Below are 14,457 nucleotides of genomic sequence, written 5' to 3'. Positions count from 1 at the left end.
CGATAGGTGCGGACACGGGGTTGCAGTTACACTTGTTTGGGTTCAACTGCAGGTTTCGTGCACCCAATTTCGTCCAGATAATCGGCCCACCACTGCATCATACTGACGCGCTTTTCCCAGTGCTCTGCCCTGGCGGAAGCGCGCCGAACGTCGTTCTTTTCAATATGGGTCAGCTGTCTCTCTTGCGTCTGGATGCCACTTGCCGCATTCATTCAACAGAGTTGATGCCGTTGCTCGGAAACCGTGAGCCGTTGCTTCTTTCTTGCTGTAACCCATGCGACGCAGGGCGGCGTTAAGTGTATAGTCGGAAATCGGACGAGAACCCGATCGCGCACTTGGAAACAGCAGCGCCTCGCTGCCGGAAATGTCTCTGAGATCGGTCAGGATTTTGATGGCCTGCCTCGAAAGTGCAACGCGGTGCGGCCGCCGCATTTTCATGCCTGCTTCCGGGATGGTCCACACCGAGCCTTTGAAGTCGAACTCTTCCCATCCGGCGGCTCGCAACTCGCCGGGGCGGGGAAACAGTAGGCGCAGTTATGCGACGCTAAGTTTCCGGAAATAGCTTAGGAAACAGTTCGTCCAACGTGTCGACCGGGAAGCGTAGCGATACCGGTCCTTTCGGGGTATCGGACGCAAGCAGGCCAAGCTCGAGCACCTCGGTAAACACGCGGCGGGCCGTACGTTCCGGCAAGCCAGCGATACGTGAGGCCTCACCGCGATCGAACTCGCCGCGCAGAAGCGCCTCCTCGAGCAGCCGGAAAGCTTCCGGCTTCAGGTCGTAGCGTTGAACGAACCGCTGCAGGCGCCGGGCAAGTTGGTTCAAATCGAACAGGCTGGACATGAAACTGACCTGGTCGATGCATACGCGTAGAAACCATAAGGTAAAATCCGCCAGCGCCCGCATAGAAAGATTACCGCGGCCGTCGCGATCGCCTTGGCGTGGCATGTCGGCGTGATCCATCATGCGTTTATAGTCGCCGCGGCTTTCCAGACCCCGCGCCAGGCCTCGGGAAATCGACCACAGCCCGTGCGCGGCGATTCCTGCCTCATGGGCCATGGCGTGACTCATCAAGCGACTGACGCGTCCATTGCCGTCTGGGAAGGGATGAATATAATTGAACCGATGATGCGCGGCCGGAATCGCCAATATCCTAGCCGCTTTGCCCGTACGTTGGAAGCGGTACCGGCTAGCGAAATGCTCCATGAACGCTTCGACGCGATCGCTTGACGGCGGCTGGTGGCGGCCGACAGTGACATCATGTTCAGGCTGTGATCGCCACCGACCCGGAACCATCAAGAATTCTCTGTCTGCGCCGCGAATGCGCAACATCGCCTCATCGGCGTCACGGTAGAATTCCGCATGCAGCCAGCGCAAAAAATCAAGCGAAGCCGGTTCTGGGAGCTGACCCTCCGCTGCCAGGCGATCGATTTCCCCCTGCAGTCGAACATGGGCCGCGGCTTCCACCTGCAGGTTGCGTCGTTCCTGGTCTTTGTCGAATTCGCCGGCGAGGGCGCGTTCGATGTCGCGGGGGCGCGTGTTGTGGCCCTCGATCAGGTTGCTGTAATAGGTGTTCATGATGCGCACGAGATCCGCCAGGTTCGCGGCCGTGCGCGGATGCAGCTTGGCGCCGAGAACCGCCGAGCTTGCTGACAGCTCAGCCAGCGCGTCGGAGATAGGCTCCGCAACGTCTTCCAGGCGCGCCGGCTCGATGCGCTGTACGGTCTCTTCCATAATTGGCCGATGTTAGATCGCGCTAAGTACGTATATGTCAACAGAAATTTTAGCTGAGCGCCCATAACTGGCCGATCATTTGGCCGATGTTAGCCGCTACCTCAGCTTCACCGAGACGGTTGATCGACGACGCCAATGCCGATGCCGATGATGGCCGATATTCGCTATGCTTAGCGCATTGATAGTATGTCGAAATTTGCGATCGGTAGGTCGATTTGGCCGATCGCTTGGCCGAACTTCGCCGGTCGCGCTGACTAGGGATATACGACCACGAAAATACAGGCGACTCCAAATGATTCTCCAGAGACTGCGGAAGCACGCGACGCTGCGACCAGGCTGCGCGAGGACTCGAACGAGGCAGCCCAATATCTGCTGAGCTCTGCGAGAGCGTGTGGAAGCCCGATGCGGGGGGCCAGGTTCTCACGTTTGCGTTCGAGTGCGATCCATTCGCTCTCAAATCGCGACTGGCGTCTTTGACGCTGGATTTGAATCCACAATAGATACGTGCCGACAATACACCTGTAAGCAACGTCTGCCAGTCATAGAGCGCGCCTTAGTAATGCCAAGAAGATTCTGTGGTCGCGTTCATAAGAATCAGATCAGATATTGTCTGGTGCGGCAATGCCTAAACTTGAGAGAGAGCTGGAAGCCAGCGGGATTCCTAAGGTGGGAACAGCGAACGAGCGCGGTTCGCCACCCGCTAAGACTGCGGCATTTACTTGCTAGGGAGACCTCGACGAAATTTGGATACCGCCGACGGCGAGGAAGCGTTCGCCAGGAAATCCGATCGACCGCATGTATTCTCCGCCCGCAATACCCAGCATGTTTGCAGAGAGGTCGAGCCATTCGGCCACGAGACCTATTGTGGCCGCCAGGGCTCCGGAATCGCGCCACACCAAGCTCTCCGGATTGTTGTACGCCGCTGAGACCTTGTCCATGTCGGCCACAAACCGAAGCGTGCAGCCTGCGGCCCCCGGAAGCAGTTGGACCACCTCCGCGCGATTTAATGCCGCCGAGCCAGCGCGGTGGTTGAGCTCAGCGAACCCATGCCTGGGCAGGTACAGCCTCGGCTGCCCATCGTTTGCGCACATCTGGCAGACTATATGGATGCAGTGAAGCCCGCCCGCCGCTGGCGCTGGCCGCCGCTCAATCTCGATCCCGGCGCGTCCGACACCGTCGTTCGTGACCGTTCTGGCCGAATGCCAGAGCACCGCCTCGATGTCCGACCAAGCAATATCGCCCCCGACGCTTGATCGGCGGGCCTGCAGCATTTCCTTGAAGGCGTGCTCATGCGTTGGCTGCGGCGGGTCCAGCACCGATAGGGTGCAGTCGGGAGGCAGCCACGCAACCCATTTCCCTGCTGGCGTTCGAGGGTGGGGTTCGTCAGTGAGGAGTCCAGCCAAGGGCCTGCCATGTGTTGAAGTGCTTGGTGCAGCCGCGGCACCTGCCGCAAGCGTAGTTGCCGGTATGACAGGAATGCGCCCAGGCAAGCGTGCCCTGATCGATTCCCGATCGACGCACCAGCTCGACCGCATCGAGTTCGATGGCGGGCGCCTCGACGACTATCCCGCCCTCCTGCATGGCCATGAGCTGCGATGCCCGCTCCACGAACTCGGGCCGACCGTCGGCGTGGGCGCCATCGGTGGCCAGAGCGCCTATCAGCAGCCGCGACACGCCATGGCGCACCGCCGCCATTCCGGCCAGCGTGACGAGCAGTTGGTTCCGGAAGGGCCACCATTCCGACACCGGCGCCGCGGCGTCGGGCGCGGTACCGGCCATATCGCCAGAACCCAGGGACGAGCAGTCGACCCGGATCACCTCGTGCGAGATGCCGAGTAGTTGGGCCACGTGGCCGGCGGCGTCGATCTCGGCTTCGGCCGGCTTCTGGCCGTAGTCGATCGTCAACGCGACGTCGGGCCGAAGCCACCATGCGATGCTGACAGAGTCCATGCCGCCCGACAGGAGCAAGGCGGTAGTCATCGCGGCAGTCTCCAGACAGCCTGGTAGATGGCCGTCGCGAAGTCGCTGGTCACCGTCGCCCCGGAGCCTACGAACATCTTGAGATCCTCCTCCCGCGAATTCTCGGCCAGCGCGACGACCGGTATGCCCTTGCGGATGGCGTAGCCCGCCTCAAAGACGGTCCCGGGGTCCATCCCGTTGACGATCGCCAGCAGTACGTCGCAGTCCTCGATGCCGGCGAGATCCGCCGGAGCGACGACCTCGGCGGCGCCGGGTCCGACCTCGTGGATGGGCGAGAACACCTGGGCACCTGCTTGCAGCAGGGCGCGCCTGCTTTCCTCCACCAGCCAGCGCTGCCCGAGGTCGAAGAACGGCGCCGCCAAGTATATGCGGCCCGTACCCGGGCGCACCTGCTCGAACGGCATCGTGGCAAGCGTGGCGGCGTCCGGGGTGGGAAGGGCGCGATGGCCGCAGTACCACGCGGTCGCCCGCGACGCGATGTCCGCCGCGTCATCGGGCGCCATGTCCTCCAGGGCCCACATTGCAGCGAACGTTGCGGAGAAGACGTCGCCGGATCCCAATTTCCAAACGCGCTCCGATCGATAGAGGGGGATTTCCCACGCCCCGTCCGGCGTGATTACCCGTGCGCCCAAGGCCCCCATCTTCAGCACGACCACCTCGGCACCGTCGTTCCGGAACAGCCAGTCGGCACCGGCGCGAGGATCTTCCTCGCCGGTGATCGAGCGCAACTCGAGCCTGTTGAGCACCACTGCAAGCCTCTTGGCCGACGAGCCGTTGGCAGTGAACGCGGCAGCGCCGAAAGCGGATTGTGGATCGTAAACCGCGATGTTGGCGGCGACGACGGCATCGCCCTCGAGCATGCCGTAGCGGAGCACGACGTCGTCTTTGACGGCGAGCGGCGGTCGCTGGCCCATCAAGCCGATCGGCGGCGATATGACAGGGTCGCCAAGCGTATGTGCGTAGTCAAACAACACCAGGAAAGGCAGGTCCGTGGGTACCAACTCGAAGTCGGCGAGTTCGGCGAGGAGTTCGACTTCGCTCCGCGCCCGATCGCTCATGTAAGCGTGCAACCGCTTCCGCGAAGCCTTGACGGTGCCGAGTGCCTGGGCGGCACGACCGGCGGATCCGAGGACGGCATCCCAGGTCGGTTGCAGGCAGCGCTCGCGGTAGATCCCGCCTACCACCGAAAGGCTGCGCATCAGACGGGTACCACCTCGACGGTGTAGACGCCGCCCGCTATGGCCAGCACCGTCGCCGTGTAGGCCACGCCACGTTGGACGATGCAGTTGATGACCTGCGTATAGCCCAGGAAAGTCAGGGAGCCGCCGATTCGTCCCATCGCGTCACGGACGACAAGGGTGCTGGTAGTGCCGGTGGGAACGACGTCGACGGTGAGAACGGTCCCGATGGACACGGGCCCCAGCACGGAAGGCTTAGGGCTGTTGATGGGGGCGTTGTAGGTCTGGCCGCAGGTGTCCGGCCCCCCTCCGATTCCCGGACTCAGATCGTCCCTGCTCGAGCCACCACCTCCGGACATGCTGTCTTCCCCTTGCCGCGTCCTCCAGTTGAACTCGGATTCGACGCTGGCCGCAAGCCCGCGAATGACGGGCCGATCGATCGCATGGTTCGCCACATCAGTGCATCGAGCAAGGAAGCGCGTAGGCCGGCAGCGCGGCAGAACCCGATGAAACGGGATTCGAGGCCCACGTAGTCACTCGCAGGCGTCGCACCGCCGCCGAATATTCCCATATGGACGCACGCCCGCACGATGTGGATATCGAGTATCGCGACCTCGTCGCTCGCCCTGCGGTTCCGGACAACCCAAGATGCCGTTTTGGGGCCGATCCCCGGCAGCCGCGTCAGTGCGTCCCTGAGCGAGATGTCGTCCAGCGCGGCCTCGTCGATATCGGCGATCCTCGCGAGGCACTCGCCCAGTTGTCGCGACCTTTGCCTAGCGAAGCGATACCGGACCAACCTATCGCCAACATTCAGAGGCATCGTCAGCATGGCCTCGATCGCACCGACGTCAACGACGGCAGTGCTGCGCATCGCTTGCCGCACCCTCCCATATGCCGCGAGACCGACTTCAGCGGGCGCACCGTACCCACCGAGCAGGCAGGCGGCCACTTCCTCCGCCAGGGTGTCGCCAAGGCCGAACGCCTCACCGCCCGCCAATTCCTGCATCCAGGCCTGTGCGGCCCAGAATGCAGGGGTCAACGCTTCTTCAAACCGGCCCCAAGCCACTCCCGGGACCACGGACTCCGCAGGATCGGGCAGGAAGAGGCTCACGGGTGTGCCGTTGTGGAGGGAGATGACGTGTTGCATAAATTGTTCCGAGGAAGTATGCATTATATTCATTTCGTGAAACACAGGTCAATGCAATCGACGGATATCATCGATACCGTGAACGCCGTCCTAAGGAGCACTCGCACTCGCCAGCGCGAGTTGGCTGAGTTCTGCCGCGTCACCCAAGGGCATGTGAGCAAGGTTCTTTCGCGCAAGGTGCCGCCTTCCGCCGGGCTCGAGGCCGACCTCGCCGACTGGCTCGTGAAGGCGGACAGCACCGCAACTGCGTCCGGCTCGGAGTTGGAGGAGGCCATGAGCCGCCTGCGCAACGCGCCGGAGGAGCATCGAATGCATATTCTGCATATTCTTAATAACCTTTCGGCTCTCATATGATAGAGAGGTCGCGAAAGGGATTCGGCAGCGAGAATCGTCGGGCACCCCATCCGTGGCCCGGTGCCTCAAGTCGCCAGGCTGTCGCAGTACCATCTTTTGCAGGTGCAAAAAGCTGCGGTCGATTTGTCTCTTGCCAACGGAGTGTTTACCGTCCCAAGTGTAAAACCAATGAGCAGCGAGACCTGATGACCATGTTGGATCCCAAGCGCCGATGATCCATTCCGGAAACCTGTCTCACCTCGCCCCGCCTGACTTCCGCAAGGACGCCACGCTGGACCGACTGGCCGAGAGGTTCAACGTCGCCCAGTTCGTGAGCTTCTCGCCGTCGCCCTCGGGACCCCGGCAGGAATACTGCCGGCTGGCCGGATTGCCGGCCAACCACCAATTCGCCACCGCCTCGGAAGCCGTGCAGGCGCTGTTCGAACGGAGCGGGGAAGGAACGGTCAACATTCGCACCTTCAGCGAAGCGTCTTCGCAGAGCCGCGAGTTCCTCTATGCGCTGCAGGACTCTGAGGCCGTTCTGACCGCCCTGGCCCGTTTCGCGGCGGAGGGAAGCTTCGCCATAGTTAATGAGACCATTGACGTGTCCGATGGCGGCGTCTCCGGCGTGATCCTCGATGATGTCGTGGAGTTCCGTCCCGACGCGACGCCCCGTGGCGTCGAGAGGGAAGGTTTTGCCTCCCTCCCCGCCCCGTGGGCCAACGCCGCCTTCCAAACCGTCTTTGGATTCGGGCCCGAGCTCGCCCATGGCGAGGCGGCCCGCCTCGAGTTCAGCCTCCACCCCGCACCGCGGGGTTACCGGCAGTCGCACGTTCTCTATTGGGAGTTTGGTCCCCACGAAACCCTGCCCGGCAATCGGGTGGACGTTCGGTGGCCCAACGATTTCTCCCGGATGATGGGCGACAAAGCGTTCGGCCTGCTCGTCGCGCACCTGGCTGGTTTTCCGGTTCCACGGAGCACGGTAATTGGCCGGCGCTTGGCCCCATTTGCTTTCGGCACGCCGACCGGGTCCAAGGAGATTTGGACCAGGACGTGTCCGGTGGAACAGGTACCGGGCAAGTTCACCACCTCGCGAGGATGGTTGGACCCCTTCTCCCTACTGTTGAGGGAAGATCCCGACGGCACCGCGATCGTATCCGTGCTGGCCCAGGAGGCCGTGCCGGCCGTATGGTCGGGCGCAGCGGTGCAGGGTGCGGACCGCATCCTCTATGTTGAAGGCGCCTGCGGCACCGGCGAGGACTTCATGCAAGGCACTACGCCGCCGATGGCCCTTCCGGATGTAGTGGTGGCGACCGTCCACGCCACGCACGCCCGCCTCGTCGCCGCGCTGGGCGACGTACGCTTCGAGTGGGCGTTCGACGGCGAGCAGGTCTGGGTGATGCAACTTCACCGCGGCGCTAGCCGTTCGGCCGGCTCGATCATCGTTCCGGGCGAGGCGGACGGATGGGTAGTATTCGACGTATCGGAGGGTCTCGAATCGTTGCGGCTGCGGGTACAGTCGCTTCCGACGGGGCACGGGCTCCTGCTGCGGGGGGAGGTCGGCCTGACGAGCCACATAGCCGACGTCGCACGAAAGGCCGAGGTACCTACGCGCATGATTCGGGCGGACGATGCATAGCCAAGGTCGCCGAAATAGAACATAATGAGAACATCCAGGGTCCAACCTTGGGTCGACAAACAAGCAGGAGAAATAGAATGGCAAACTTCCAGGCTGTCGTGCACGCAAGGCAGGAGGCGAAGCGGGAACTGAGCACTCTGCGGGAGACGGTACGGATCCTGGCCGAGCAGCGTGCGCAGGAGAAGAAGGCGCAGGATGATGCCAAAGATGGACAGCAACACGGCCACGTTAATCAGCCGGCCTAGACCATGTACACCGATGCGGACCGCAGCCGAGAAGTAGTCCCCGAGAAGGACGGCCACGACAAAAAGTGGCGCGACGAGTTCGGCCGAGATTACGGGCGGATAATCCATTCCGCAAGCTTCCGCCGGCAACAGGGCAAGACCCAGGTCTTCCCAAGCAGGGAGTCGGACTTCTTCCGCAACCGGCTCACCCACTCTCTGGAAGTGGCGCAGATCGCTCAGGGCATCGCCGAGCGCATCAACTACGACTACGACAAGGATCTCGGCGGCAAGATCGACCCAAGGCTTTGCGCGACCGCCGGGCTCGTGCACGACATCGGTCACCCGCCGTTCGGCCACAACGGCGAGAGCGCGCTCGATAAGGCAATGCAACGCTACGGCGGCTTCGAGGGGAACGCGCAGACCCTGCGAATCCTGACGCGCCTTGAGAAGAAGTTGCGGTACGCCGAACCTTTGGCGGGGGACGATAGGGCAGGGCTCAATCTCTGCCATCGGACCATCGCGGCCACTCTGAAGTACGACAACGAGATACCCGCCATCCGGAAGGCGGCGGACGGCTTTGTCAAAGGCTACTACGGCTCGGAGAAAATTATCGTCGACCGGGTCAAGGCATCGGTGCTCAACGGCTACGTCCTCGGTGCTGAGGAGAAGTTCTGCACGATCGAATGCAGCATCATGGATCTGGCGGACGACATCGCCTACTCGGTCTACGACCTCGAGGACTGCTTCAAAGTCGGGTTCCTGTCCCCTGCGGAGATGCTGGCGTCGGACGACGCCTTGCTCAGCGCGGTAGCGAAGCGGGCCTCGAAGCCGATGAAGCGGACGGTGACCATCAATGAGATACAGGCTGTCTTCATGGAGATATTCTCCGAGATAATAGAGCAGCCGGCGGAGGATGCGGATTCGCCGCTCGACGGCATGGTGATAGAAGACGACATCGCCCAACAAGCGAAACGCGACGAGAGCCTGCTGACATTCGCCGAGGCGTACCGCACCTCCAAGGTCATGAGCGAGGACGGCTACAAGAGGACAGAGTTCTCATCGGAGCTCGTACACCAGTTCATCTCGGGGGTCGAACTCAAAGCCCACAAAGAGTGCCCATCGCTCAGCCAGATATACCTTCCGGAGAAGCTCATGCTCCGCAAGGAGGTGTTGAAGCAGTACACATTTGTGGCTGCGATCTATGCGCCGCGCGTGAAGCTTGGTGAATACCGGGGCTACGACCTCGTCACCGACATCTTCAAGGCTCTGATGGGAGACCGGGGTGACTTGTTGATGCCCGCCGACGTCCGGGGCCGCATTCGGAAAGCGCCTAATGTAAGCGTCAAAGCACGTGAGGTCTGCGACTTCGTCGCCGGCATGACGGACAGGTACGCGATGGAGTTCTGGGCGCGCCTTAACTCCGATGCAGCTGAGAGCATGTTTAAACCGATATAACTTGTGCTCCCTCGGTCTGCGCTGAGCCTGGTTCCCGCCTCAGAGTCAGCGCCGGTCCGAAGCGGTAAAAGAGGTCCGCACCTCCGACAGCTATTCGATCCTCGACACCCAGAAGCAGTCGGTCGGGTATCGGCCCCAAACCAGCCACGTTCGTCACGGGTTAATCGACCCTTCTTGTGGACGACGAGACACCGCGGAGGGAATACTAGTCCTCCTCCTGGTCCTTAGGTTCGCCAGACCATACGAGAGAATACGAAGGAAATGTGTGGCCAACATAACGTATTGATTTCCTGTGGAAAACGATGACCCTCCGGGCCTGCAACATTGGTCGCCCAGTTTCGGTGTTTTCGACGGGGTTCAGTGTGATTTTCGGAGGTTGGAGGTTCGACTCGTCGTTTGGCGAACCGTCGCTGTTGGCTTCCAAACTAGACCCTCGCGAGGATGTATGGACAGCAGGCTTGCCTCGCGTCCCCCGATTGAGACCACCCGCGAGTTTTTGCTCTCGAGTTCATCCAGATAATCGGCCCACCATTGCATCATCCTGACGCGCTCTTCCCAGTGCTCTGCCCGGGCATAGGCGCGCCGAACGTCGTTGTTCTCAATGTGGGCCAGCTGCCGCTCTACGGCGTCCGGGTGCCACTTGCCGCATTCGTTTAGCAGAGTTGATGCCGTTGCTCGAAAGCCGTGCGCGGTAGCTTCTTCTTTGCCATAGCCCATACGGCGAAGGGCTGCGTTAAGCGTGTTGTCGGAAATCGGACGCGAACCCGATCGAACACTAGGAAACAACAGCGATCCACCACCAGAGATTTCTCTAAGTGAGGTCAGGACGCTGACGGCCTGCGTGGAAAGAGGTACGCGGTGCGGCCGTCGCATCTTCATGCGTCCTTCAGGGATGCTCCACACCGAGCTTTCGAAATCGAACTCGTCCCATCCGGCCGCGCGCAGCTCGCCGGGGCGGGGAAATAGCAGGGCCATCAGCTTCAGAGCGGCTCGGGTTGTAGGCTGTCCGTCAAATGCATTAATCGCCCTCAGCAAGCCTCCCAAGGCCTTAGGATCGGTAACCGCGGCACGGGGCGTGACCGTCGGACCGACGAGTGCGCCCCTCAGGGCGATCGTCGGATCTACATCGGCGCGTGCGGTTGCGATTGCATATCGAAACACGCTGCCGATGGTGGAGCGCATTCGCCTGGCCGACTCGTATCGACCACGAACCTCCACGCTGCGGAGAGCGGCAAGAATTGTAGCCGGATCGATCTCCCGAACGCTTTTGTCCCCAAACGTTGGATAGGCAAAGTCGAGCAGCCATTTGACCTTGGTGATGGTCCGGTCGGCACGTCCCTCCTTCTTCAGCTTGTCGACATAGTCCTCCGCGATTGAGCGAAAGGTGTCCTCCGCCGAAGCCTTTTGCGACTTACGCTCCTGTGCGGGGTCGATGCCACGTAGGAGGAGACGTTTGGCGGTATCGCGCGCCTCGCGTGCCTCAGCGAGGGAGATGAGGGGATAGCTGCCCAACGCCAGAAGCTTCTGCTTGCCGCCAAAACGATAGGCGAGGCGCCATAGGCGAGATCCGGTAGGCTGCACCCAAAGCTGGAGCCCGCCACCGTCAGACAATTTCACGAGCTTGGAAGCGGGTCGGGCATTACGGCATTTTACGTCGGAAAGAGCCATTTTCGGGACCTCCATTTGGCTGCATCGATACCATCAGGATCTCCAATACCAGCGAAAATACCAGCCCCCCGCCTCGTTGGACCAACTGCGCCGAAATTCCACGAAACCCGACCATCCGCGCTTTGGGAACCGAAATCAGTAAGTATTTCAGCTAGTTGCCGAGACAGAAGCGTAGAGCCTTCGGCGAAAGAGACTGTCGGGAGAAGAGGGGATGGTGCCCAGAGGCGGATTCGAACCACCGACACGCGGATTTTCAGTCCGCTGCTCTACCAACTGAGCTATCTGGGCCTGTTCCGGCAAACGAATTCTCGTGAACCGGATTTCATGAGGCGCCATGGGCGCCCCTTGAAAGCGCGTGGGTTATAGCACGGGAATTCGGCCTGTCCAGCGCCCAGCTGTCGATTTCTGGCAGGAAAAGAGATGCCATCGAAAGGCGGCTTCCTCGGGTGCTTGCACCGCCGGAATGGCCTGAGGCCCGGCCTCTTGTGGCCAGTTAGCCTCCGTCCCGGCGCCGCCATCTTCACCGACCGCGCCCGGGCGCGACCATGCGATCGAGCTCGCACTCGAGTTCAGCAGGCGAAAGGGCGATGTCCAGCGCCGCAGGCTGTCGTCCAGTTCGCCCAGGCTGGACGGCGGAGGCTTGAGCGCGGCATAGTCGAAGCCGCATCAAGCCTGAACTTATGCCGGAGATTGGCGTGGCAAGAAATCCCAGGATCACATTCATAGGCGCCGGCTCGACGGTGTTCATGAAGAACATTGTCGGCGACGTGCTGCAGCGGCAGGCCTTGTCGGGAGCGACAATCGCGCTGATGGACATCAATCCGCAGCGGCTGGAAGAAAGCGCTGTCGTCGTCGACAAGCTGATCGCGACGCTCGGCGTCAAAGCAAAGGCCGAGACTTATTCCGACCAGCGCAAGGCGCTGGTCGGTGCTGACTTCGTCGTCGTTGCCTTTCAGATCGGCGGCTACGAGCCCTGCACCGTGACCGACTTCGAAGTGCCGAAGAAATACGGCCTGCGCCAGACCATCGCCGACACGCTCGGCGTCGGCGGCATCATGCGCGGCTTGAGAACCGTGCCGCATCTGTGGACGATCTGCGAGGACATGCTCACCGTCTGCCCGCAGGCGATCATGCTGCAATATGTCAACCCGATGGCAATCAACACCTGGGCGATATCGGAGAAATACCCTGGCATCCGGCAGGTCGGCCTCTGCCATTCGGTGCAGGGCACGGCGATGGAACTGGCGCACGATCTCGATCTTCCCTACGAGGAGATCCGCTATCGCTCGGCCGGCATCAACCACATGTCGTTCTATCTGAAGTTCGAGCATCGCCAGCCGGGCGGTTCCTATCGCGATCTCTATCCGGATCTCGTTCGCGCCTATCGCGAAGGCCGCGCGCCAAAAGCCGGCTGGAATCCGCGCTGCCCCAACAAGGTGCGCTACGACATGCTGACCAGGCTCGGCTATTTCGTCACCGAAAGTTCGGAGCATTTCGCCGAATACACGCCCTATTTCATCAAGGAAAGCCGCCCCGACCTGATCGAGAAATACGGCATCCCGCTCGACGAATATCCCAAGCGCTGCATCGAACAGATCGAGCGCTGGAAGGGCCAGGCACAAGCCTATCGTTCGGCCGACCGCATCGAGGTCGAGCAGTCCCCGGAATATGCCTCCTCGATCATGAATTCGGTCTGGACCGGCGAACCGTCGGTGATCTATGGCAATGTCCGCAACAATGGCTGCATCACTTCGCTGCCCCGCGATTGTGCCGTCGAGGTGCCATGCGTCGTCGATGCCTCGGGCATCCAGCCCACCTATATAGGCGACCTGCCGCCGCAGCTGACGGCGCTGATCCGTACCAACATCAATGTCCAGGAACTGACGGTGCGGGCGCTGGTGAGTGAGAACCGCGAGCACATCTACCACGCGGCGATGATGGATCCGCACACGGCGGCGGAGCTCGATCTCGACCAGATCTGGTCACTGGTCGATGATCTCCTGGCTGCCCACGGCGACTGGCTGCCGGCCTGGGTGCGGACAAGCCGCAAAACCCACGCGGCCTGATCGGACGAGCTCCGGGAAAGACCTCACCGACGGCGCTTGTACAGACGTTCCCTGCGCATGTGATCAACCGCCACTGCGCAGATAAGGATCGCGCCGATGATGATGCTATTGTATTGGGGCGGCACGCTGGCAACGATGAGGGCGTTATCGATCGCCGATAGCAATAGGGCCCCAACCGCAACGCCGGTGATTGTCCCCAAGCCTCCGAGCAAGCTGATACCGCCTATGAGTACGGCCGTGACGACCGAGAGTGTGACCGAGGGGCCACCGGCGGCAACCTGGCCACTTCCAACGCGCGCCGCGTAGATGACACCGGCAAGGCCGGCGGTGGCGCCGGCGGTGACGTAGAGGATCGTATCGAGCCTGTTGACCTTGAGGCCGTTGGCGATCGCGGCTTTCCGATTGCCACCCAGCGCGCGTGTCTCGACACCGAACGGCGTCTGTTCGAGCAGGAACCAGAAGAGCAGCCCCAGCGCGATGGCATAGAGAACGATGTAGGGGATCCCGAGCACGGCTCCCTGACCCAGGGCCTGAAACGTTTCGGGCAGCGGGACAATGTCTTCTCCGCCAGTGAATTGGACACATAGCCCGCCGACGATGAAGAAGGTGCCCAAGGTCGCTATGATCGGAGGCACGTGCAGCCGCTCGATGATCACGCTGTTGACGTATCCGACGGCGGCGCCAGCCGCCACGCCCGCCAGGACCGCAAGCGGCCAGGGCGCTCCCCACACCAGCAACCACGCGCAGGTGATGCCGCCAAGCGTGAAGACGGCGCCCACGGAGAAATCGAGCCCGCCTCCGATCATGAGCAGTGAAGCGCCGCAACCCATGACGAAATAGATCACCGCCGCGCGGGCGATGTCGGTGAGATTTGCCGGGTTGAGGAATGCGGGGTTGCGAAGCGTGGCAACGATTCCAACCGCCACGATGACCGCCAGCAATGTCGTTTCCTGGCGCAACATCAGTGTTGAAAGGACACCTTGCGAGGCTGTCGAAGATTGGTGTTCTGCCCGTTCGCTGGCCACGGTCTGGTTC

The 14,457-nt window shown here is 61.7% G+C and carries 13 protein-coding genes, 1 tRNA gene and 1 pseudogene; 5 read left to right on the top strand and 10 right to left on the bottom strand.

The window, feature by feature from the left end; translation table 11 throughout:
* Positions 1-26: 26 nt before the first annotated feature.
* The 7 genes and pseudogenes from EB231_RS31500 to EB231_RS31470 form a co-directional block, all read right to left on the bottom strand.
* Positions 27-534 (bottom strand): annotated as a pseudogene (locus EB231_RS31500) (tyrosine-type recombinase/integrase); the annotation flags it as partial.
* A 10-nt stretch (positions 535-544) separates the two neighbouring features.
* The gene (locus EB231_RS31495; RefSeq protein ID WP_006329252.1) at positions 545-1,732 is read right to left on the bottom strand and encodes a Fic family protein; all 1,188 of its coding nucleotides are present in this window, start codon (positions 1,730-1,732) and stop codon (positions 545-547) included.
* A 722-nt stretch (positions 1,733-2,454) separates the two neighbouring features.
* Positions 2,455-3,048, bottom strand: coding sequence for a hypothetical protein (locus tag EB231_RS31490; RefSeq protein ID WP_172352277.1), 594 nt, complete (start codon positions 3,046-3,048; stop codon positions 2,455-2,457).
* A gap of 67 nt (positions 3,049-3,115) precedes the next feature.
* Positions 3,116-3,712, bottom strand: a complete 597-nt coding sequence (locus EB231_RS31485) for a 7-cyano-7-deazaguanine synthase (RefSeq protein WP_010914039.1) — start codon at positions 3,710-3,712, stop codon at positions 3,116-3,118.
* Positions 3,709-4,911, bottom strand: coding sequence for a PfkB family carbohydrate kinase (locus EB231_RS31480; RefSeq protein WP_172352276.1), 1,203 nt, complete (start codon positions 4,909-4,911; stop codon positions 3,709-3,711). Before EB231_RS31480 ends, EB231_RS31485 begins: the two co-directional genes overlap by 4 nt.
* Positions 4,911-5,051 carry a hypothetical protein gene (locus tag EB231_RS31475; protein ID WP_155914953.1) on the bottom strand — a complete coding sequence of 47 codons (141 nt, stop codon included), beginning with the start codon at positions 5,049-5,051 and terminating at the stop codon, positions 4,911-4,913. The genes EB231_RS31480 and EB231_RS31475 overlap by 1 nt, the downstream gene beginning before the upstream one ends.
* Positions 5,052-5,212: 161 nt before the next feature.
* Positions 5,213-6,037, bottom strand: coding sequence for an 8-oxoguanine DNA glycosylase (locus EB231_RS31470; protein WP_246740797.1), 825 nt, complete (start codon positions 6,035-6,037; stop codon positions 5,213-5,215).
* A gap of 18 nt (positions 6,038-6,055) precedes the next feature.
* Between EB231_RS31470 and EB231_RS31465 the strand changes: the two genes are divergently transcribed.
* From EB231_RS31465 to EB231_RS31450, 4 genes are all read left to right on the top strand, one after another.
* Positions 6,056-6,391 (top strand): hypothetical protein, encoded by a 336-nt coding sequence (locus EB231_RS31465; RefSeq protein WP_044549245.1) that lies wholly within the window; start codon positions 6,056-6,058, stop codon positions 6,389-6,391.
* Positions 6,392-6,602: 211 nt separating this feature from the next.
* The gene (locus tag EB231_RS31460; protein WP_172352274.1) at positions 6,603-8,009 is read left to right on the top strand and encodes a hypothetical protein; all 1,407 of its coding nucleotides are present in this window, start codon (positions 6,603-6,605) and stop codon (positions 8,007-8,009) included.
* A 77-nt stretch (positions 8,010-8,086) separates the two neighbouring features.
* Entirely contained in the window at positions 8,087-8,254 is a 168-nt protein-coding gene (locus EB231_RS31455) for a hypothetical protein (protein WP_155914955.1), read from the top strand.
* Positions 8,255-8,257: 3 nt separating this feature from the next.
* Positions 8,258-9,688 (top strand): deoxyguanosinetriphosphate triphosphohydrolase family protein, encoded by a 1,431-nt coding sequence (locus EB231_RS31450; RefSeq protein ID WP_172352273.1) that lies wholly within the window; start codon positions 8,258-8,260, stop codon positions 9,686-9,688.
* Between the two features lie 357 nt (positions 9,689-10,045).
* Here the strand turns inward: EB231_RS31450 and EB231_RS31445 are convergent, their stop codons facing one another.
* Together EB231_RS31445 and EB231_RS31440 are read right to left on the bottom strand one after the other, a co-directional pair.
* Positions 10,046-11,356 carry a tyrosine-type recombinase/integrase gene (locus tag EB231_RS31445; protein ID WP_044551361.1) on the bottom strand — a complete coding sequence of 437 codons (1,311 nt, stop codon included), beginning with the start codon at positions 11,354-11,356 and terminating at the stop codon, positions 10,046-10,048.
* A gap of 212 nt (positions 11,357-11,568) precedes the next feature.
* Positions 11,569-11,644, bottom strand: a tRNA-Phe gene (locus EB231_RS31440).
* A gap of 407 nt (positions 11,645-12,051) precedes the next feature.
* Between EB231_RS31440 and EB231_RS31435 the strand changes: the two genes are divergently transcribed.
* Positions 12,052-13,422 carry an alpha-glucosidase/alpha-galactosidase gene (locus EB231_RS31435; protein WP_172352272.1) on the top strand — a complete coding sequence of 457 codons (1,371 nt, stop codon included), beginning with the start codon at positions 12,052-12,054 and terminating at the stop codon, positions 13,420-13,422.
* Positions 13,423-13,445: 23 nt separating this feature from the next.
* On the opposite strand, the gene EB231_RS31430 is transcribed toward EB231_RS31435, so the two are convergent.
* Entirely contained in the window at positions 13,446-14,447 is a 1,002-nt protein-coding gene (locus tag EB231_RS31430) for an ABC transporter permease (RefSeq protein ID WP_172352271.1), read from the bottom strand.
* Positions 14,448-14,457: the final 10 nt, after the last annotated feature.

Origin of the sequence: Mesorhizobium sp. NZP2298, from assembly GCF_013170825.1 — a bacterium.
In the GTDB taxonomy this organism is placed as follows: Bacteria; Pseudomonadota; Alphaproteobacteria; order Rhizobiales; family Rhizobiaceae; genus Mesorhizobium.
This window is presented reverse-complemented; position numbering and strand designations above follow the sequence as displayed.